This is a genomic window from Massilia glaciei (genome assembly GCF_003011895.2).
Classification (GTDB): Bacteria; Pseudomonadota; Gammaproteobacteria; order Burkholderiales; family Burkholderiaceae_D; genus Telluria_A; species Telluria_A glaciei.
The window spans coordinates 83,348-104,365 of record NZ_PXWF02000310.1 but is presented as its reverse complement, the minus strand read 5'-3'; the positions used below and the strand labels follow the sequence as shown (position 1 = coordinate 104,365).

Annotated in this window: 18 protein-coding genes; 8 read left to right on the top strand and 10 right to left on the bottom strand. The window is 67.5% G+C overall.

The features are described 5' to 3' along the window. On the top strand, positions 1 to 934 hold a 934-nt coding region (locus tag C7C56_RS24560; RefSeq protein WP_146204630.1), incomplete at its 5' end, for a putative bifunctional diguanylate cyclase/phosphodiesterase. On the opposite strand, the gene C7C56_RS24555 is transcribed toward C7C56_RS24560, so the two are convergent. Next, positions 921 to 2,585 carry a peptide chain release factor 3 gene (locus C7C56_RS24555; protein WP_106759974.1) on the bottom strand — a complete coding sequence of 555 codons (1,665 nt, stop codon included), beginning with the start codon at positions 2,583 to 2,585 and terminating at the stop codon, positions 921 to 923. The genes C7C56_RS24560 and C7C56_RS24555 overlap by 14 nt on opposite strands. A 212-nt stretch (positions 2,586 to 2,797) precedes the next feature. Between C7C56_RS24555 and C7C56_RS24550 the strand changes: the two genes are divergently transcribed. Genes C7C56_RS24550 through C7C56_RS24525 form a run of 6 tightly spaced genes read left to right on the top strand, consistent with a single transcriptional unit; the run spans position 2,798 to position 9,985 of the window. Then, complete coding sequence (locus C7C56_RS24550; RefSeq protein WP_106759973.1) at positions 2,798 to 3,235, top strand: type IV pilin protein; 438 nt, start codon at positions 2,798 to 2,800, stop codon at positions 3,233 to 3,235. Further along, positions 3,229 to 3,717, top strand: coding sequence for a GspH/FimT family pseudopilin (locus C7C56_RS24545; RefSeq protein WP_106759972.1), 489 nt, complete (start codon positions 3,229 to 3,231; stop codon positions 3,715 to 3,717). Before C7C56_RS24550 ends, C7C56_RS24545 begins: the two co-directional genes overlap by 7 nt. 4 nt (positions 3,718 to 3,721) lie before the next feature. After that, a complete protein-coding gene (locus C7C56_RS24540) occupies positions 3,722 to 4,297 on the top strand; it encodes a type IV pilus modification PilV family protein (protein ID WP_106759971.1) in 576 nt (191 codons plus the stop codon). 11 nt (positions 4,298 to 4,308) lie between these two features. After that, on the top strand, positions 4,309 to 5,352 hold the full coding sequence (locus C7C56_RS24535; protein ID WP_181373339.1) for a PilW family protein: 1,044 nt from the start codon (positions 4,309 to 4,311) through the stop codon (positions 5,350 to 5,352). Continuing rightward, positions 5,349 to 5,927, top strand: a complete 579-nt coding sequence (locus C7C56_RS24530; RefSeq protein WP_106759969.1) for a pilus assembly PilX family protein — start codon at positions 5,349 to 5,351, stop codon at positions 5,925 to 5,927. Before C7C56_RS24535 ends, C7C56_RS24530 begins: the two co-directional genes overlap by 4 nt. An 11-nt stretch (positions 5,928 to 5,938) precedes the next feature. Further along, positions 5,939 to 9,985 (top strand): pilus assembly protein, encoded by a 4,047-nt coding sequence (locus tag C7C56_RS24525; RefSeq protein WP_106759968.1) that lies wholly within the window; start codon positions 5,939 to 5,941, stop codon positions 9,983 to 9,985. A 115-nt stretch (positions 9,986 to 10,100) separates the two neighbouring features. On the opposite strand, the gene C7C56_RS24520 is transcribed toward C7C56_RS24525, so the two are convergent. Next, positions 10,101 to 11,447, bottom strand: a complete 1,347-nt coding sequence (locus C7C56_RS24520; protein ID WP_106759967.1) for a sensor histidine kinase — start codon at positions 11,445 to 11,447, stop codon at positions 10,101 to 10,103. A gap of 1 nt (position 11,448) precedes the next feature. Continuing rightward, entirely contained in the window at positions 11,449 to 12,111 is a 663-nt protein-coding gene (locus tag C7C56_RS24515; protein WP_106759966.1) for a response regulator transcription factor, read from the bottom strand. 368 nt (positions 12,112 to 12,479) lie between these two features. Here C7C56_RS24515 and C7C56_RS24510 point away from each other — a divergent pair, with 368 nt between their 5' ends. After that, positions 12,480 to 13,289 (top strand): Crp/Fnr family transcriptional regulator, encoded by an 810-nt coding sequence (locus C7C56_RS24510; RefSeq protein WP_106759965.1) that lies wholly within the window; start codon positions 12,480 to 12,482, stop codon positions 13,287 to 13,289. A 226-nt stretch (positions 13,290 to 13,515) separates the two neighbouring features. Here C7C56_RS24510 and C7C56_RS24505 read toward each other — a convergent pair whose 3' ends face one another. The 7 genes from C7C56_RS24505 to rplT all read right to left on the bottom strand — a co-directional run bounded on the left by C7C56_RS24505 (position 13,516) and on the right by rplT (position 21,011). Further along, entirely contained in the window at positions 13,516 to 14,955 is a 1,440-nt protein-coding gene (locus tag C7C56_RS24505) for a sensor histidine kinase (protein WP_106759964.1), read from the bottom strand. 221 nt (positions 14,956 to 15,176) lie between these two features. After that, positions 15,177 to 15,809, bottom strand: coding sequence for a response regulator (locus tag C7C56_RS24500; protein WP_106759963.1), 633 nt, complete (start codon positions 15,807 to 15,809; stop codon positions 15,177 to 15,179). A gap of 236 nt (positions 15,810 to 16,045) precedes the next feature. Beyond that, on the bottom strand, positions 16,046 to 16,441 hold the full coding sequence (locus C7C56_RS24495; RefSeq protein WP_106759962.1) for a MerR family transcriptional regulator: 396 nt from the start codon (positions 16,439 to 16,441) through the stop codon (positions 16,046 to 16,048). A gap of 70 nt (positions 16,442 to 16,511) precedes the next feature. Then, entirely contained in the window at positions 16,512 to 16,859 is a 348-nt protein-coding gene (locus tag C7C56_RS24490; protein WP_106759961.1) for an integration host factor subunit alpha, read from the bottom strand. 148 nt (positions 16,860 to 17,007) lie between these two features. Then, positions 17,008 to 19,434, bottom strand: a complete 2,427-nt coding sequence (gene pheT / locus C7C56_RS24485; RefSeq protein ID WP_106759960.1) for a phenylalanine--tRNA ligase subunit beta — start codon at positions 19,432 to 19,434, stop codon at positions 17,008 to 17,010. Between the two features lie 70 nt (positions 19,435 to 19,504). Further along, positions 19,505 to 20,521: a phenylalanine--tRNA ligase subunit alpha gene (gene pheS / locus C7C56_RS24480; RefSeq protein WP_106759959.1), complete on the bottom strand. Its 1,017-nt coding sequence runs from the start codon at positions 20,519 to 20,521 to the stop codon at positions 19,505 to 19,507. A 130-nt stretch (positions 20,522 to 20,651) separates the two neighbouring features. Further along, positions 20,652 to 21,011 carry a 50S ribosomal protein L20 gene (gene rplT, locus C7C56_RS24475; RefSeq protein ID WP_106759958.1) on the bottom strand — a complete coding sequence of 120 codons (360 nt, stop codon included), beginning with the start codon at positions 21,009 to 21,011 and terminating at the stop codon, positions 20,652 to 20,654. Positions 21,012 to 21,018: the final 7 nt, after the last annotated feature.

The following is a 21,018-nucleotide window of genomic DNA, read 5'->3' as shown; positions in this document are numbered from 1 at the left end:
CGCGCGCACCCTCACCCGCAGCGCCGACAGCGCCATGTACCACGCCAAGGCCGGCGGCAAGAACCGGTTCGCGCTGTTCGACCCGGAGATGGAGCGGCGCGCCCAGAAGCGCATGAAGATCGAGGCCAACCTGCGCCGCGCGCTGGCCGAGGGCGAGCTGCGGCTGCACTACCAGCCGCAGATCGAACTGGCCAGCGGGCGCGTGGTCGGGGTCGAGGCGCTGGCGCGCTGGCACTGCCCGGAACTGGGCCACGTGGGCCCGTCCGAATTCATCCCGGTGGCCGAGGAGAGCGGCTTCATCGTCGCGCTCGGGCGCTGGGTGCTGCAGACGGCCTGCCGCCAGGCCGCCGCCTGGCGCGGGCTCGGCCTGCTCGACACCATCGAACACGTGGCGGTCAACCTGTCGGCGCGCCAGGCGCGCGAGGCGTCCCTGATGGACGACATCAGCGCGGCGCTGCGCGAGTCGAAGCTGCCGGCCGGCCTGCTCGAACTCGAAATCACCGAGGGCGTGCTGATGGAGAACGTGAACGCCAATGTCGACCTGATGCAGCGCTTCCAGAACGCCGGCATCCACCTCTCGATCGACGACTTCGGCACCGGCTACTCGTCGATGGCCTACCTCAAGCGGTTCCCGATCGACCAGCTCAAGATCGACCGCAGCTTCGTGCGCGACGTGCCCGGCGACGGCGAGCCGATCGCCACGGCGATCATCGCGATGGCGCACAGCCTGGGCATGACGGTGGTGGCCGAGGGCGTCGAGACGCGCGCCCAGCTCGATTTTTTGCGCGGCGCCGGCTGCGACATCGTGCAGGGCTTCTATTTCGCGCGGCCGATGGCGGCCGGCGAGCTGACGGCGCTGCTGCGCGAGCGGCGCGGGCAGTGGCCGCCGGCCGCGCCGGCGCCCGCCCCCGCCGGGGCCGTCAGGCCAGCCTGACGGCGTGCTCGCGCGTGGCGTGGAACACCAGCTTGGGCCAGCGCTCCTCGGTCAGGCGCAGGTTGACGTTGGAGGTGGCCAGGTAGGCCAGGTTGCCGGCCGCGTCGTAGGCCACGTTGTGGCCGAGCGCGGCCTCGAAGTCGGCCAGCACCCGCTTGTCGTCGCCGCTGACCCAGCGCGCGCTGCTGATGCTGGTGCCCTCGAACACGGCGTCGACCCCGTACTCGTTGAGCAGGCGGCTGGCCACCACCTCGAACTGCAGCACCCCGACCGCGCCGAGCACCAGCTCGCCGCCCTGGACCGGCTTGAACACCTGCACCGCGCCCTCCTCGCCGAGTTGCTGCAGGCCCTTGTGCAGCTGCTTGATTTTGAGCGGGTTGCGGATGCGCACCGAGCGGAAGAAGTCCGGCGCGAAGTACGGGATGCCGGTGAACTGCAGCATCTCGCCCTCGGAGAAGCTGTCGCCGATCTGCATGTTGCCGTGGTTCGGCAGGCCGATGATGTCGCCAGCAAAGGCCTCCTCGACCTGCTCGCGCGAGGACGCCATGAAGGTCACCACCGACGACACCTTGATCTCGCGCCCGAGCCGCAGGTGCTTGACCTTCATGCCGCGCTCGAAGCGCCCCGAGCACACGCGCAGGAACGCGATGCGGTCGCGGTGGGCCGGGTCCATGTTGGCCTGGATCTTGAACACGAAGCCCGAGAACGGCTGCTCCGCCGGCGCGACCACGCGCACGGTGGCGTCGCGCGCGCGCGGCGCCGGGGCCCAGTCGACCAGCGCCGAGAGGATCTCGCGCACCCCGAAGTTGTTGATCGCCGAGCCGAAGAACACCGGGGTCTGGATCCCGGCCAGGAAGCGTTCGAGGTCGAACCGGTGCGAGGCCCCGTGCACCAGCTCGACCTCCATCTTGAGCTGCTCGATCTCGAGCGGGAACATGGCCGACAGGCGCGGGTTGTCGATCCCCTTGACCACCTCGAAGGCCTGCTCGGCCTTCTCGTCGCCGGCCTTGAACAGCATGATCTCGTCGCGCAGCAGGTGGTACACGCCGCGGAAGTTCTTGCCCATGCCGATCGGCCAGGTCACCGGCGCGCATTCGATCTTGAGCACCGATTCGAGCTCGTCGAGCAGCTCGAGCGGATCGCGGCATTCGCGGTCGAGCTTGTTCATGAAGGTCACGATCGGGGTGTCGCGCATGCGGCACACGGCCAGCAGCTTGATGGTCTGGGCCTCGACCCCCTTGGCCGCGTCGATCACCATCAGGGCCGAGTCGACCGCCGTGAGCACGCGGTAGGTGTCCTCGGAAAAGTCCTGGTGGCCCGGGGTGTCGAGCAGGTTGATCACGTGGTCGCGGTGCTCGAACTGCATCACCGAGCTGGCCACCGAGATGCCGCGCTGCTTTTCGATCTCCATCCAGTCGGACGTCGCGTGGCGCCCGCTCTTGCGCGCCTTGACGGTGCCGGCGAGCTGGATCGCGCCCGAGAACAGCAGCAGCTTCTCGGTCAGCGTGGTCTTGCCCGCGTCCGGGTGCGAGATGATGCCGAAGGTGCGCCGGCGCGCCACCTCGCGCGCGATCGCGGCGGCCGGCTTGTGGCCGGTGCTCTCTGGGGTGTCGGACGGGGCCGGCGAGGTCATGTCGAGGTCGTTTGCCATAGTGGAGCCCGGGAGGGCCCTTGCGGAAAACCGGTGATTTTAGCAGAAGCGGGGCCATTCCCCCAGAGCGCCGATCGGCCGGCGCCCCGCGCCGGGCGGATAAATGTTGCATTGTCAGCATTTTGTCAGCAAAGATTCAGGCAAATGCAAGCTAGTATGTTTATACTGGGAAACATATTGAAATTCCCACGCCGTCCCCGCGAAAGCCGACCATGAGCCAAACCCGCATTTTGCGCCCCCCCCGCCCCCCCTTTTTTCCGCGGCCGCGCCACAACGGCTTCACGCTGATCGAATTGATGATCACCGTGGCCATCATCGGCATCCTCGCGGCCATCGCGTATCCCTCGTACACGGCGCACATGATCAAGAGCAACCGCGCCGCCGCCCAGGCCTACATGCTCGAACTGGGCCAGGCCCAGGCCACCTACATCAACGACAGCCGGCGCTACGCGACCAGCACCACGGAACTGGCCCTGACGCCGCCGATGGCCGTCTCGGGCAAGTACGCGGTGACCATCGCGGCCTTCAACGCCACCCTGCCGCCGTCGTTCCTGATCACGGCCACGCCCGTGACCGGCAGCAGGCAGGCCAGCGACGGCGGCCTCACCCTCAGTAGCACGGGCGCCAAGACACCGAGCGACAAATGGTAGGCCAGCCGGTAGGCCAGCCGCCGGCCGCGCGCCGCGCCGCCGGCTTCACCCTGATCGAGCTCCTCGTCGCGCTGACGGTGTTGGGCGTGCTGAGCGCGGTGGCGCTGCCCTCGTTCCGCGAAATGGTCGCCAACCAGCGCCTCAAGACCGTCAGCAGCGACATCTACACGGCGCTGGTGCGCACCCGCGGCGAGGCGATCAAGCGCAACACCCCGGTCACGCTCGCGCCGATCGATGCCAACCAGTGGGCCAGTGGCTGGCGCATCATGAACCCGACCCAGGCCGGCGTGGTCCTCGAGGAGCACGAGCCGCTCAAGACCACCACGATCGTCGCGCCGGCCACCGTGACCTATCTGGCCAACGGCCGCATCAGCGGCTCGGACGCGCCGGTCTTCAACATCGTCGTCGACGGCAGCGACAACCTGCGCTGCGTCACGGCCGACCTGAGCGGGCGCCCGCTCATCACCAAACTAGCTTGCTGACACCATGGCCAACCACCGCCCCCGCCGCCACGACGGCACCACCCTGATCGAAGTGCTGGTGACCATGGTCATCCTCGCCTTCGGCCTGCTCGGCCTGGCCGCCTTCCAGTCCAAAGTGCAGATCGGCTCGCTCGAATCGTACCAGCGCGCCCAGGCCGTGATCCTGCTGGCCGACATGCAGGCGCGCATGAACGGCAACTACGTCAACGCCGGCTCGTACGTGGGCGCGACCTACGGCGCCGGCGACACCGTCACCTCCTGCGCCGGGGTGGCCGCGGGCGGCGCGCGCGACCGGTGCGAATGGAGCCTGGCCTTGCTCGGCGGCAGCGAGAAGGGGACCGACGCGAGCAATCTCGGCGCCATGACGGGCGCGCGCGGCTGCGTCACCCAGATCCAGGCGCGCGTGTCGAACCCTGGCGTGTCGTGCGTGCGCGGCATCTACCTCGTCAGCGTGGCGTGGCAGGGCCTGCACGCGACCATCCCGCCATCGCCGGTCTGCGGCAAGGGCCAGTACGGCGAGGACACGATGCGGCGCGTGATCACCGCGCGCGTGGTGGCCGGCACGCCCGAATGTTTTTGAACAGGACCACCATGCACACCCCCATCCCCCCCTCCAAACGGGCGCCGGCGCGCGCCGGCGGCTTCTCGCTCGTCGAACTGATGGTCGCGATCGCGATCGGGCTGATCATCATGGCCGGCATGACGACCCTGTTCGTCAACAACAGCGCCGCCCAGGCCGAGATCGAAAAGGTCAACCGCCAGATCGAGAACGGCCGCTACGCCATGTCGACCCTGACCAACGACCTGCGCAACGCCGGCTTCCTGGGCGAATACTCGCCCGCCGCGCTGGCCACGCCGTTGGCGCTGCCCGACCCATGCGCCGTCACCGAGGCGGCGCTCGTGGCCGCCCTGCCGCTGCACGTGCAGGGCGTCGACAGCGTCGGCTCGGCCTCGCTTGGCTGCATCACCGACGCCATGCCCGGCACCGACGCGATCGTGGTGCGCCACGCGCGCACCTGCGTGCTCGGCGCGGCCAACTGCGGCGGCGTCGACGACCCCGGCCCGTTCTTCCAGGCCTCGCTGTGCAACAACAAGCTCGAACTCGACAGCGGCGACGCCGGCGACCACTACGCGCTCGCGATCGCCAAGACGGCCATGACGCGCACCAGGAAGGATTGCCTGACGACGGCGGTGGTGCGGCGCTACCTGGTCCACATCTATTACGTGGCCAACAACGGCGTCGGCAGCGACGGCATCCCGACCCTCAAGCGCGCCGAGCTCGAGGCGACCGACGGCGGGGCGCTCGAGTTCAACGTGGTGCCTCTGGTCGAGGGCATCGAGAACCTGCAGCTGCAATACGGCATCGACAACGCGCTCCCCGCCGACGGCGTGGCCGACAGCTACAGCGCCAGCCCGGCGACGGCGCAGGGCTGGCGCGACGTGGTCTCGGTCAAGATCAGCCTGCTGGCGCGCAACCTCCAGGCCAGCCCGGGCTACAAGGCGGGCAAGACCTACACGCTGGGCGCCGACGTCAACGGCAACGACATCGTCGTCACCAAGGCCGACGGCTACAAGCGGCACGTGTTCCAGGCCGTCGCCAGCATGGCCAACCCGGTCGGAAGGAGGATGCCATGAACGGCCACCCGCGCCCGCCGCGCCCGCAACGCCAGCGCGGCATCACATTGATCACCGCCCTGATCATGCTCGTGCTGTTGACCATGCTGGCCCTGACCAGCTTCAACCTGGGCAAATCGAACCTGCAGGTGGTGGCCAACATGCAGCAGCGCGACGAGGCCATCGCGGCCGCGCGCGAGACGCTCGAGGAGGTCATCAGCTCGCCCAATTTCACCGACGACCCGGCGGCGGCGCTCGCGGCCACCTGCGGCCCGGCCAACCAGCGCTGCGTCGACAGCAACGGCGACGGCACGGCCGACGTCAACGTGGTGCTGGCGCCGACACCGGTGTGCGCCAAGGTCCAGGCGATCAAGAACAACGACCTCACGCTCGGGGTCGCGGACGACGACAAATGCAGCAACGGCAACCTGATGACCGGCATCCAGGGCTCGAACACGGGCAACTCGGATTGCTCGGACACCACGTGGGACATCACCGCCGTGGCCACCGATGTGCTGACCGAGGCGCAGGTCAGCGTGACCCAGGGGGTCGCGGTCCGCGTCGACAACAACGTAGTAGAAAACTTCTGTCCATGAAAGAGGGTGCCATGAAAATTTACAACGGACCGACACTGGCGGCGCTCGCGCTCGGTGCCAGCATGCTCGCCGCGGCGCCGCTCGCGATCGCCGAGGACATCGACATCTTCACGGGCAAGTCGGCGGGCAACGCGGCCAAGCCGCGCATCCTGATCGTGCTCGACAACACCTCCAACTGGTCGCGCAACGACCAGGCCTTCACCAGCGGCGCCCCCAGCAACACCCCCATGAAGCAGGGCGAGGCCGAGGTGATGGCGATCATCCAGTCGGTGCCCCTGCTCGGCGCCGACGTGCGGGTCGGGGTGATGGAGTTCGTCACCAACGGCACCAAATCCGACAACGGCGGCTTCATCCGCTCGGCCGTGCTGCCGATGGGCCCGACCGAGCTGCGCGCCGACGGCACCAGCAACTACAACTACCTCAAGGGCCAGATGCTGACCGCCTACGGCGCCATCAACGGCCCCGGGGAGAAGGCCGCCTCGGGCCTGGGCTACGGCAACCTGATGTACGACGCGCACAACTACTTCGCCGGCGACAGCGCGTTCGCCCCGGGCGCGACCGACGCCGACCGGGCCGACGAGTTCGGCTACACCTCGGCCTACGGGACCTTCAAGTCGCCGCTCGATCCCGGCGAGACCTGCGGCAAGAACTTCATCATCTTCATCGGCAACCCCGACCCCAACGGCCCGACCCCGGACGGGGCGCCCAATCTGGCCGCGTTGAACGACCTCAACGGCACAGCCGTGACGCCGCTGCTGATGCCCTCGACCATCAGCAGCACGGCCAGTCCGGTGGTCAGGACGCTCGGCACCACGGCCGCCTGCTACGCGAGCAGCGCCGCGGCCGAGGCCGGCATTGCGTCCTACGCCGCCCGGTGCGCCCTCGCCTCCGAGGGCTGCAGCATCGGCGCGGCGGCCCCGGCCGCCGGCCAGACCTGCGCCGCCGGCACCAGCAGCTACACCGTGGTGCAGACGACCAACCACCCGGCCGGCGGCGCCGCACCGGTGGTCGGCGCGGCCGTCGCCACCACCGCCCCGAGCACGGGCTTCTACGCGAGCGCGGCGGACGTGCCCTCGGGCGACCGCGGCACCCTCGCGTGCCCGGCCAGCACCAGCACCACCAGCGGCGGCGAGACCGTGGTGACGAGCTACTCGTGCACCTACAGCGTTGGCGCGGCCGTCGGCAGCACCACGCCGACCACCGCGAACGCTTTCGCGAGCGCCTGCTACAAGGGCGTCGGCACCTCGAACCTCTTCTGGAACAAGCTCACGACCACGGATAAGGGCGGGCTCGACGCGACCTGCCCGGCCAACAACACGTGCACCTACGACGGCGCGCTCGGCGCCAGCTGCGGCGGCCAGAAGTTCAAGGTGCTGGTCACCCGCACCGCCACCCCCAAGAACCAATACACGATCACCCAAAGCGCGGTGCCGACGAGCACCAGCAGCGCCTCGGTGCCGGCCTACACCTCGAGCAAGGTGCTCGGCACGACGACCGGCTGCTACGCGAGCGGGCCGGCCAGCACGGACGACTACGCCAGCCAGTGCGTCGGCATCGCCAATGTCAGCTGCACCTACAACAACGCGCCGACCTCGACGAGCGGCAAATTCTGCGCCATCAACACCAACCAGTACAACGTGGTCAGCACCGACATCGTGACCACCGCGACCATCGGCGACGGCACCATCGCCGACACCGTCCCGGGCCGCTACGCCGACGAGTGGGCCAAGATGCTGTACCAGAAGGGCGTGCGCATGAAGGGCGCGGCGCTGGGCGACTTCCGTCCGCTCGTGACCACCTACACCATCGACGTGTACAACAAGAAGCCGAGCGCCGATCACACCGCGCTGCTGCTGAGCATGGCCAAGCACGGCGGCGGCAAGTACTTCGCCGCCAAGGACCAGAACGCGATCGTCGACGCGCTCACCAGCGTGTTCTCCGAGATCCAGGCCATCAACAGCAGCTTCGCCTCGACCAGCCTGCCGGTGTCGGCGACCAACCGCTCGCAGAACGCGAACCAGGTGTTCATCGGCATGTTCCGTCCCGACCCCGAAGCCAAGCCGCGCTGGTTCGGCAACCTCAAGCGCTACCAGCTGATCAAGGGCGCGGGTGGCTCGATCGACCTCGGCGACATGAACGGCCTGGCCGCGGTCAACAGCCTGACCGGCTTCGTGACCCCGTGCGCCCACAGCTATTGGACCACCGACAGCGCCAAGGACGGCAAGGGCTACTGGGACGGCATCACCATGAAGCCGGACCCGGTCGGCAGCTGCGACAGCGCCAATTACCTGCCGTACTCGGACGCGCCGGACGGCCCGCAGGTTGAAAAGGGCGGCGCCGCCCAGGTGCTGCGCCAAGGCAACATCAAGGCCAACAACGCCACCATGAACAACCTCAACCGGAACATGCTGACCCAGAACGGAAGCGCCGATTTCGTCCCGTTCACGGCCGCCACGATCGGCCTTGGGGACACCGCGCTGGTCGATTTCACCAAGGGCGCGGACATGATGAAGGAAAAGGCGGCCGAGGCCTCCGCGACCACGACGCGGCCGTCGATCCACGGAGACGTGATCCACTCGCGGCCGCTGCCGATCAACTACAGCGGCACCGCCGTCGACCAGGTCACCGTGTACTACGGCGCCAACGACGGCGCCTTCCGCGCCGTCGACGCCGATTCCGGCGTCGAGCAATGGTCCTTCGTGGCCAGCGAGCATGCCGGCAAACTCGAGCGGCTCAAGACCAACACCGACCTGGTCAGGTACGCCAACAACGACACCGGCGGCACCAGTCCCAAGGATTACTTCTTTGACGGCTCGACCGGGGTGTACCAGGATGAGAACAACAGCAACATCTGGATCTACCCGACCATGCGCCGCGGCGGACGCATGCTCTACGCGATCGACGTGAAAAGCAGGACCACGCCGAAATTCATGTGGAAGGCCGGCTGCCGCGACGCCGGCGACGCCGACTGCACCGACGCCAAACTGAAAGGCATCGGCCAGACCTGGTCGACCCCGGTGGTGGCCTTCATCAAGGGCTATTCGACCACCAGGCCGGTGCTGGTCATCGGCGGCGGCTACGACGAGTGCGAGGACGAGGACAGCAAGACGCCCGCCTGCGGCTCGACCACCGGCAACGCGATCTACCTGTTCGACGCCCAGGACGGCACGCTCCTCGCCACGGCCCCGACCGACCGCTCGGTGGCCGGCGACATCAGCCTGTCGGACATCGACAACGACGGCAAGGCCGACTACGCGTACGCCGCGACCACCGGCGGCGGGATCTACCGGGTCGACTTCATCGACGGCCCGACCACCCGCGTGGCGCTGCCTATCCTCGCCGGCATCACCGTGCTGCCGTCGCGCAAGGTGGCCTCGACCACGGCCGGGGCCGGACGCAAATTCCTGTTCGCGCCGGCGCTGTTCACCTCCAAGACGAGCGTCTACGTGGCCATCGGCAGCGGCGACCGCGAGCATCCGCTGGCCAAGCACTACCCCTACGCGGGCGTGACCAACCGCTTCTATGTGTACGCGGACGACCTGACCCTGCCGGCCTCGACCCCCACGCAGAGCCTCGACGCGATGCGCGACGCCACCACCGACCTCGGCTGCGCGGCGCCGAAGGCGATTCCGGGCTCGGGCCTGAAGGGCTGGTTCATGGACCTGCAGGCGGGCGAGCAGACCGTCACCACGGCCCTGATCAGCGGCGGCATGGCCACCTTCAGCACCAACCGTCCGCTGCCCGACGCGGTCGGCACCTGCGCCACCTCGCTGGGCGAGGCGCGCGGCTACTGGGTCAACCTGCTCAACGGCTCGGGCGCGATCGGCGTCGACGGCATCTGCGGCGGGACCCGCTCGTCGATCTTCGCCGGCGGCGGCCTGCCGCCCTCGCCGGTGCTCGCCTCGAGCGTCAAGGTCGGCGGCAAGTACGTCTCGGTGATCATAGGCGCGGTCAAGAAAACGGGCGAAAGCGTCACCGGCCCGATCGAGTCCCAGCTCAAAAGCACGACGATCTCGCGCAAGCGCAAGCGCACCTACATCTACACCTCGGGCGACTGAAAGCCCGGCGGGGCCCGGCGATCAGGCCGGCGCCCCGCTTTGACCCCGCCCCTTTTTGCTTCGGGCCGCCGCCAGGCGGCCTGTTTTTTTGCGCGCGCGGGCGCCGGCCGGCCTCTCAGGCGCGCGGGAAGCGCACCGTGACGACCAGCCCGGCGCCGCCGGCATGGTCCCCGAGCGCGATCTCGGCCCCGTGCGCGAGCGCGATGTCGCGCACGATCGCCAGCCCCAGACCGCTGCCGCTGCTCTTCTCGTCGAGCCGCACGTAGCGGTTGAACACCAGAACGCGCCGGTGCGGCGCGATCCCCGGCCCCGAATCCTCGACCCGCAGCAGGCCCGCCCCGCCCTCGGCGCGCACGCGCACCGTGACGGTGCCGCCCGGCGGCGTGTAGCGCACCGCGTTGTCGACCAGGTTGTCGACCAGGTCGCGCAGCAGGAAGCGCTCGCCCGCGACCATGGTCGGTTCGAGGTCGAAACCGATGTCGATGCCCTTTTTGCCCGCCTCCTCGACGAAATACTGGATCGACTCCTGCACCAGCGCGGCCAGGTCGAGCTGGCCGAGGCGGGCCTTCTCGAAATGGGCCGGTTCGGCGCGCGCGAGCGCGAGCAGCTGCTTGGTCTGGCGGATCATACGCTCGCCGGCGAGCAGCATCAGGCGGATCGAGTGGACCGACTCCGGGTCGTTCGCGTGGCGCGCGCTGAGCCACTCGAGCTGCAGCGCGAGCCCGGCCAGCGGGGTGCGCAGCTGGTGCGCGACGTCGGCCAGGAAGTCCTGCTGGGCCCGGGCCCCGGCGCGCACCTTGCCGAGCAGGCCGTTGAAGGCGGTCACCACGGGCGCGAGCTCGTAGGGCACCTGGCCGGCCTCGATCGGGGCCAGCTCGTCGCCGGCGCGCGCGTTGAGGTCGGCGCGCAGGCGCCACAGCGGCTTGAGGCCGTTGGTCACCGACAGCCAGATCAGGCCGACCAGGGCCAGCGTGAACATGCCCTCGAGCAGCAAAAGGGCGCGCACGATCGCCGCGCGCACCTGCAGCCGCTTGCGCAGCGTCTTGGCGACCCCGATCTGCACCGTGTGCGGCCCGACCCGCGCCGTCAGCGTGCCGATGCGCACCGGCTCGGCGCGCATCACGCCGTCGTAGGCGGGCGCGGCGGCGGCGCCGGCCAGCGCCGGGAAGTCGGCGTCGCCGGCGACGAGCCGGCCGCCGCCGTCGCGCACCACGAAATAGATGGCGTCGGTGGCGTCGGTGCGCAGCACCTGCTCGGCCTGCTCGGGCAGGTCGAGCAGCGGCCGGCCCGGGCCCGGCTTGAGGCGCGCCAGCAGGGCCGAGGCGGCGTCGCCGAGGCCCTGGTCGAAGGCCAGCTGGGCCGGGGTCCAGGCCAGCACGTAGGCCAGCGCGGCGCCGGCGATGTTGATCAGCAAGATCGGCCCGATCAGCCACCTGAGCAGGCGCACCCGGATGCTGTTCATCTCACGCCAGCTCAAGCATGTAGCCGAAGCCGCGGATGGTGCGGATGGTGACCCCGGCCTCGCCGATCTTGAGGCGCAGGCGCGAGATGTAGACCTCGACCGCGTTGAGGGTCAGGTCGTTGCCCCAAGGCAGGATGGCGTCGATGATCTGCTGCTTCGACACCACCCGTGCCGCGTGGTGCAGCAGGTATTCGAGCACCGCCCATTCGCGCACCGACAACTCGACGGGGCGCCCGCCGACGTGCGCGCGCCGGGTCTCGGTGTCGAGCGTGAGCGCGCCGAGCGCCAGCATGGCCGGGCGCGGCGCGTTGCGCCGCGCCAGCGCGCGGATGCGCGCGACCAGCTCGGCGGTGGCGAACGGCTTGACCAGGTAGTCGTCGGCGCCCAGCTCGAGCCCGCGCACGCGGTCCTCGACCGCGTCGCGCGCCGTCAGCAGCAGCACCGGCAGAACGCTGCCGCGCGCGCGCAGGCGGCGCACCACCTCGAAGCCGTCGAGGCCGGGCAGGCCGATGTCGAGCACGACGACGTCGGCCGCGCTGCCCTTGAGCAGCTGGTCGGCCAGGTTGCCGTTTGCGACCACCTCGACCGCGATGGCGTGGCCGCGCAACACGCGCGTGAGGCCGTCGGCCAGGATGGCGTCGTCTTCCACCAGTAGTACGTGCATGCGATCCGCCGTGAATGTGCGTGGCGGCGGCCCGCTGCCGCCCCCTGTTGCGCATTATGGGGCATTTGATGCCCGCGCCCAAGGGGGGGGATCGGGCGGGGATGCCTGCTCGACATGCCCGTTAGCGAAAGTTTATGCATGGACGCGGAAAAACGCCGAAAAAGCGCATTTTTCTCCAGTAGGACCAGTCCCACAAAATAATATGACCCAAGCCTACACCGGGGCGACTGCTAATCTTATGTTCGGCAACGGACTATAGATTTAATGTACACACAGCGCGATCCACCGTCCTGGCCCGGCCGGGCGGGACCGGCATGTGCCGCGTTGGCGGATCGTCCGATGTGGTGTAGAGAATAGTGAGGGAAAACATGAACAATACTCAACTTGATGCGACCGCGCAAAAGGCGCAAACGCTCAATCAGCTTCCCTTGAGTGCCCAGGAATTAAAAATCGCCTCCAAGCCCGTCGTCAGCTTCAGCGGCATCCAGCAAAACGAATTACTCGCCGCCCTGCCCCACGCCGACCTCGAAATGCTGTCCGAGCACCTCGAGCTGGTCGCCCTGCCGTTCGGCAAAGAACTGTTCGAGTACGGCAGCAAGCTCGAAAACGTGTACTTCCCCACCACCGCCATCGTTTCCCTGCTGTACGTCATGGAGGACGGCGCCACGACCGAAATCGCCGTGATCGGCCACGAGGGCGTGGTCGGCATGTCCTTGTTCATGGGCGAGCGCGCCATGTGCAGCGCCGTCGTCCAGAGCGCCGGCTACGGCTACCGCCTCAAGACCCAGTTTTTGCGCGACGCCTTCAACCAGGGCGGCGCCCTGCCCCAACTGCTCATGCGCTACACCAACGCGCTGTTCGCGCAGATGGCCCAAAACGCCGTCGGCGGGCGCCACAGCTCGATCGAACAAAAGCTGTGCCGCTGGCTGCTCGACCGCCTCGACCGCTCGCCGTCGAACGAACTCAAGGTCACGCAGGAGCTCATCTCGATCATGCTCGGCGTACGCCGCGAAAGCATCACCGCGGCCGCCGGCAAACTGCAGGACGACGGGCTCATCACCTACCGCCGCGGCAACATCACGGTCATCGACCGGCATGGCCTCGAGGCCTACGCGGGCGAATGCTACAAGGTCGCCAAAACCGAATACGACCGCCTGCTGACCGACGTGGCGCGCTGAATCGAGCGTTGCTTAATCCCTGCGAGGTCCGGGCGGCCGGATTCAGCTTGGACCAGGCGGCGCCTTGCGCGCTTGCGCCGCGCTCGAACCGGTCTTGAAGCCCGATTGCGCCGTGATTGCCCCGGGATTGCCCCGTTAGCGAACCCCGATCGCGCCGCATTTGCGACGTTCCTGAACCGGGTCTGAAGCGGGCGCGAACCCGACCCCGGCCGCCCCCGTCACGGCGTCAAACCAGCCCCTCGGCGGCGCGCAGTGGCGCGGCCGCCAGCTCGACATGCGGCGACGTCGCCTGCGCCGGCAGTGGAATGAACGCCTCGACGCAGGTTCCAACCCCGTTCACGCCCCGCCCCACTTTGAAATATCCGCCAAGCAGCATCGCGCGCTCGCGCATGCCAAGCAGCCCGTGCGATTTTGGCTTGCTGGCCGCATCGACATCGATGCCGACGCCGTCGTCGCTGATCTCGAGCGACAGGCCGGCCGGCGCGCGCGCGAGGTGCACGATGACGGTGCCCGCCTGCGCGTACTTGGCGATGTTGTTGAGCGCCTCCTGCACGATCCGGAACACCGCGATCGCCTGCATCGGGCCCGCGTCGTCGAGCTCGCCCTCGACGAGCAGTTCGCAATCGAGCCGCGTCACGCTGCCGAACTCGGCGCAATAGCTGTTGAGCGCGGCCTCGAGGCCGAGGTTGTCCAGCAGGCTGGGCCGCAGGTTCTCGACGATGCGCCGTTTCAGCTCTACCGTGCCGACCAGGGTCGCGCGCGCGCGATCGAGCATCGCCGCGAGCGCCGGCTCGCGCCCACGCAGGCGGTCGCAGACGGCGTTGAGGTCCATATTGATCGAGGTCAGGTTGGCGCCCAGCTCATCGTGCAATTCGCGCGCCAGGCGCGCCTTTTCCTCCTCGCTCACGCTGATCAGGTGGCGCGACAGCACCGACAACTGCTCGGTGCGCATGGCGACCGTCGTTTCGAGGTTCTCGTTGGCGTTGACAAGCGCGCGCTGGGTCGCCACGCGCGCCACGAAGCTGCTCCGGATCAGGCGGTAGAACAGCACGATGACGAGGATCGCGGCCACGTTGATGAGCACGCCGAGCATGGCGGCGTTCTGGTATTGCGCGTAAAAGGCGGCGCTGCGGCCTGCCAGCAGCTCGTTTTGCTCCTGCACCATGATCACCACCTGCAGGCCGATCTCGTCCATGGCGCTGCCGCTGTCGGACGTTTCGGCGATCTTGACGATGTCGCCGAGCCCGCCGGCGCGGTAGACCGCGAGCGCCTGCCCCATGCCGGCCAGCTTGCGCTCGACCAGGGTGCGCAGCTGCGCCAGGTTCTTGCGCTGCGAGGGATGCTCGACGAGCAGCTCGTCGAGGTCGGCCAGCAGGGGCGCGGTGTCCTTCTCGGCCGTGCGCAAGGGCCCGAGGTAGACCTCGGAGCCGGACAGGAAATAGCCGCGCAGGCTGCTCTCGGCGTCCATCATGAGCACGTTCAGGTACTGGACCCGGTCGATCACGCGCGCGGTGCGGCTTTGCAGTTCGTTGGCGCCCTTGAGCGAAGCGAGATTGTGCACCAGGCTAACCCCGTTGACGATCAGGATCATCACGCAGATCAGGCACAACATCGTCTTGTAGAACGGCAGCGTCGGCGTGCCTTTCGGGTCGGTCGTGAAATACATCGTGTGTTTCCTTTTGCTCGCCGCAGAACAAGTCTGGGGGCAATTATAGACCGGACCGCGCACGGGCGCAGCCACGCCCGGCGCGACGTGCGCGGGCACGTTGTTGTTTATTGGACGGCGTTGAGCGCGGTACGAGGGGTTTTAACAATAGATATTATTCAGAAGCAACAAAGCCGGCCTTCTCGGGCCGGCTTAGCGGGAGGCGGATAAACGGGCGCCTCTCAGTCGAGCAGATTGTTCTTCATCGCGTAATAGGTGAGGTCGCTGTTGGACTGCAATCCCATTTTTTCCATGATGCGGGTGCGGTAGGTCGACACCGTCTTGATGCTCAGCGACAGGGCGACGCCGATGTCGGATACGGTCGCGCCCTTGGCCAGGCGCAGGAACACCTGGAACTCGCGGTCGGACAATTCGGTGTGCAGCGCCGTGTTGGGGTCGCGGTCGAAACTTTGCGCGAGCAGTTCGCCGACCGTCGAGGACACATAGCGGCGCCCCTGGAAGACGGTGCGCACGGCCGTTTTGAGCTCGTCGGCCTCGCACTCCTTGTTGAGGTAGCCATTGGCGCCCATTTTGAACAGGTTCAGCGCGTACTGCTGCGCCGGGTAGCCAGACAAGATGAGCACGGGCAGATTGGGCTGGCCCTGGCGGATCGTGCGCAGGATGTCGATGCCGCTCTGGTCGGGCATGGCGATGTCGAGCAAGAGCACGTCGCAGATCTCGCGGCGCGCGATGTCGAGCGCCTCGCGCCCGGTCGCGCCCTCGGCCACGACGTCGAAGTCGGAGGCCGAGGAGAAAATCTGTTTGAATCCTGCCCGTACTATCTGGTGATCGTCACAAATGGCAACGCGTATCATCGTCTTTCCTTTAAGTTCTCTAGCTGCAGGAAAGCGCACGCGGCGAACTGCTTGCCGGCGTGCTGCACATGCGTCGAGTCATTGGCTTTTGAAAACAGCGCTTGAAAAAGCATGGTTGATTCTATCATCACGGCGTGCGGCTCCACTGCACGTTAGACAACGCACGAGCCGCGTGTTCAGTTCACCTGTAAAAGCGCGCCGCGGGCCGGCCGACAGACCGCGGCGGCGATCCGGCTTTACGGCGCGCCCCTGAGCAGCGCGAGGATCTCGCCGAGCTCGTGCCGCAGCGCCGCGCAGTCGGGCGCCGGGCGGGCCGCCGGCGCGCCAACGCCTTCCGCCTCCGGGGCCTGGCCGGCCCGGCTGTCGAGCTTGTTGCGAGCGCCGCTGATCGTGAAGCCCTGCTCGTACAGAAGTTCACGGATGCGGCGGATCAGCAGCACCTCGTGGTGCTGGTAGTAGCGGCGGTTGCCACGGCGTTTGACCGGCTTGAGCTGCGTGAATTCCTGTTCCCAGTAGCGCAGCACGTGCGGTTTGACGCCGCACAATTCGCTGACCTCGCCGATCGTGAAATAGCGCTTGGCGGGAATCGATGGCAACACCACGAGATCGGTCTTGCTGGGGCGGTCGTTCATATCAATTGGACTCCGGTGGAAACCCGGGCCGCGGGGCGCCGCGGCCTGATGCCAGTTGGTGCTCGCTCAATCAGGCGGCGCGCGCCAGCGGGCTGGTTTCTTCGACCATGACCTTGAGCTTCTGGCTCGCATGGAAGGTCACGACGCGGCGCGCCGTGATCGGGATTTCCTCGCCGGTCTTGGGGTTGCGCCCGGGCCGCTGCGGCTTGTCGCGCAGCTGGAAATTGCCGAAACCGGACAGCTTGACGGCCTCGCCGCGTTCGAGCGCGTTGCGGATCTCGTCGAAGAAGGTCTCGACCATGTCCTTCGCCTCGCGCTTGTTGAGCCCGACCTGCTCGAACAGCAGCTCGGCGAGCTCGGCCTTGGTCAGGGTCGGCAAGTCCTTCTCGGCCGCCTGGCGCACCTTGGCCACGAGCATGGCGCGGTGCAAATCGGCCGCCAGGGCGGACTGGAGTACGGCCGAATCAACGTCGTTGTTATTGATGATGCTGCCCTGCCTTATTTGAAGCGTGGTCCGGGATGGGTCGAGGTCGGTGTGAATGTCAGTGTCAGTGTCAGTGTCAGTGTCAAGCACGCAATCTCGCCTCGTGTTTTTGCACGGCCGCCGCGGTCATCGCGCCCAAAACGGCGTCGACCACATCGTCCTGCAAGGTGTTTTGAGTATCTTGCAAGCTAAAGCGGAATGCAAGGCTTTTTTCATCGTCGGCGAGACCTTTTCCGCGATATTCATCAAACAAAACAATGGCTTGCACAATATTTCCATTGGGCATTACCTGCAACTCGGCGGTGAATGTGTCGAGCAGCGCCTGCACCGCGAGCGCCTGCGGCACCAGCAGCGACAGGTCGCGCGTGGCGCCCGGGAACTTCGAAATCGCGTTGTAACTTGGCAACGGCTTGTGCTGGAGCGCGGCCGCGTCGACCTCGAACAGGACCGGCGCCTGCGGCAGGTCGTATTTTTGCAGCCAGCGCGGATGGAGCTCGCCGATGAAGCCGATCTCAACCCCGTCGAGTTCGACCGCGGCCGAACGGCCCGGATGCAGCGCCGGGTGCGCGGTCTTGACGAAGCGCAGCACGCGCGGCGCGAACATCGCCTCGAGGTCGGCCTTGACGTCGAAGTAGTCGACCGCGCGCGCCGGCGCCGCCCACTGCTCGTCCAACGCGGGGCCGTAGGCGATCGCGCCGACCCGCTTGGGCTGGTCGAAACCGGCCACCGACAGGGCGCCGTCGACGGCCGCGCCGTTGCGCCTGAAAATGGCCCCGACCTCGAACGCGCGCACCCTGCCCGCCTTGCGGTTCAGGTTGTAGCGCACATTGGCCACGAGCGAGCCGATCAGCGACGAGCGCATCACGTTCATCTGGCTCGCGATCGGGTTTTGCAGCCTGATCTGGTCAAGGTTGGCCGAGAAATCAAGCTCCCAGGCGGCATCGACGAAACTCATGTTGACCACCTCCTGGTAGCCGAGGTCGGCCAGCTGGTGGCGCACCGCCCAGATCGAACGGGTGTCCTCGGGCGCGATGCGCATGGTGTTGGGCGCGACCGGCGCGTTGGCCGGGATGTTCTCGAAGCCGTACACGCGCGCGACCTCCTCGATCAGGTCCTCCTCGATCTCGATGTCGAAGCGGTACGACGGCGCCGTCACGGCGAAGCGGCCCTCGCTGTGCGCGAACGGCAGCCCGAGGCGGGTGAAGATGTCTGCCACCATGGCGTCGTCGATCTTGACGCCGATGACCTTTTGCGCGCGCGCGGTGCGCATCACGACCGGCTCGCGCTTGGGCAGGTTGACGCTCTGGTCGTCGACCGGGCCGACGCGGGTAGCAAAGGTGCCGCAGATCTCGACGATCAGCGCGGTGATGCGCTCGATGTGCTCGACCGTGGTGGCGAAATCGACGCCGCGCTCGAAGCGGTGCGCCGCGTCGGTCGAGAAATTGAAGCGCCGCGCGCGGCCCTGGATCGCGTTAGGCCACCAGAACGCGGCCTCGAGGTAGATGTCCTCGGTCTCGAGCGAGACGGCGGCCGAGTCGCCGCCCATGATGCCGGCGAGCGACTCGAGCTGGCCGCCTGCGGCGATCACGCCGATCCATTCGTCGACCTCGACCGTACTGCCGTTGAGCAGTTTGAGCGTCTCGCCCTTGCGCCCCCAGCGCACCTCGAGAGCGCCGTCGATTTTTGCGAGGTCGAACACGTGCGACGGACGGCCCAGTTCGAGCATGACGTAGTTCGAGATGTCGACCAGCGCCGACAGCGGACGCTGGCCGCTGCGCTCGAGGCGCTGGCGCATCCAGTCGGGCGTGGCCGCCTTGGCGTTCAGGCCGCGGATCACGCGCCCCGAAAAGCGCCCGCACAGGTCCGGCGCGCCGATCGTCACGGGCAGCACCTCGTCGCTGGTGACGGCGACCGCGCGCGCGGTCGGCACGTGCAGCGCGGCGCCGGTGAGCGCCGAGACCTCGCGCGCCACGCCCAGCACCGACAGGCAGTCGGCCTTGTTCGGGGTCAGCTTGATGGTGAACTTGAGGTCGTTGAGGGCGAGGTAGTCGCGGATGTTCTGGCCGACCGGCGCGTCGGCCGGCAACTCGAGCAGGCCGGCCGCCTCGTCCGACAGTTTGAGTTCGCGCGCCGAGCACATCATGCCCTGCGACTCGACCCCGCGCAGCTCGCCCACCTTGATCTCGAACGGCTTGCCATCAAGGCCCGGCGGCAGCACCGCGCCGGCCATCGCGCACACGGCCTTCATGCCGGCGCGCACATTGGGCGCGCCGCACACGATGTTGAGGTGGGTGCCGGTGCCGACATTGACCTTGCAGACATTGAGCCGGTCCGCGTTCGGGTGGCGCACCACCTCCATCACCTCGGCCACGACCACGTTCGAGAACGGCGGCGCGACCGCCTCGACCTCCTCGACCTCGAGGCCGGACATGGTGAGCAGGTGGGCCAGTTCGTCCGAAGTCATCTTCGGGTCGACCATGGTGCGGAGCCAGTTTTCGGAAAATTGCATATTTTTCTCAGCCTTGTGCGACAAGATTCGGTGTGGAGCGGGAGCGGGGCGCCGGGCGCGCCCGCCGAGGTCAGTTAAACTGCTTGAGGAAACGCAGGTCGCCCTCGTAGAACAGGCGCAGGTCGTTGATCCCGTAGCGCAGCATGGTCAGGCGCTCGAGGCCGGAGCCGAACGCGAAACCGATGAATTTTTCGGGGTCCAGCCCGAAGTTTTTGACCACCGTCGGATGCACCTGGCCGGCGCCCGAGACCTCGAGCCATTTGCCCTTGAGCGGGCCGCTGCCGAAGGCGATGTCGATCTCCGCCGACGGCTCGGTGAACGGGAAGTACGAGGGGCGGAAGCGCACCTGCAGGTCGTCGGTCTCGAAGAAGGCCTTGACGAAATTGAGGTACACGCCCTTGAGGTCGGCGAAGCTGATGTCCTCGGCGATCCACAGGCCCTCGACCTGGTGGAACATCGGCGAGTGGGTCGCGTCGCTGTCGACGCGGTAGGTGCGGCCCGGCGCGATCACCTTGATCGGCGGGGTGTGGGTGCGCGCGTAGCGCACCTGCATCGGGCTGGTGTGGGTGCGCAGCAGCAGCGGCTTGCCGGTGGCGTCCTTGTCGTCGATGTAGAAGGTGTCCTGCATCGAGCGCGCCGGATGGTTCTCGGGGCTGTTGAGGGCCGTGAAGTTGGTCCAGTCGGTCTCGATCTCGGGGCCGTCGGCGACGTCGAAGCCGATCGAGCGGAAGATCTCCTCGACCCGCTCCCAGCTGCGCATGACCGGATGGATCCCGCCCATCGAGCGCCCGCGCCCGGGCAGCGTGACGTCGATCGCCTCGGCGTTCAGGCGCGCCTGCAGCACGATGTCGGCCAACGCGTCGCGCCGGGCCGTCAGCGCCGCCTCGATCCGCACCTTGGCGCCGTTGATGACGGCGCCCTGGATTTTTTTCTGTTCCGGGTCGAGCTTGCCGAGCCCCTTCATCTGTTCGGTGATCTGGCCGGTCTTGCCCAGGTATTTGGCTTTGGCGTTTTCGAGCGCGGCGGCGTCGTCGGCGGCGATAAAATCAGCCTGCGCGGAGGCGACCAGTTCTTCCAGCGGGTTCATGTTATTCCTGTGCTTTGTACGGGGACGGGCGCCGGGCGCCACAATCAAAAACGGGGCACAGGTTTGAACCTTTGCCCCGCTCTTTTCGCGCCACCCGGGGGCGGCGCTCGCAATCAAACAATGACCGTGCTTACGCGGCGATCTTTGCCTTTACCGCGGCGACAATGGCGGCGAACGCCGGCTTGTCCATCACAGCCATGTCGGCCAGGACTTTACGGTCCAGTTCGATCGCTGCTTTTTTCAGGCCGTTCATGAACACGCTGTACGTCACGCCATGCTCACGGGAAGCGGCGTTGATACGGGCGATCCACAAGCGACGGAACACGCGCTTCTTGTTGCGGCGATCGCGGTAGGCATATTGGCCGGCGCGCATGACTGCTTGCTTGGCGACGCGATATACCTTGCTGCGGCGACCACGGTAGCCTTTAGCTTGTACAAGAATTTTCTTATGACGGGCACGAGCTGTAACCCCACGTTTTACTCTAGGCATAGTATCT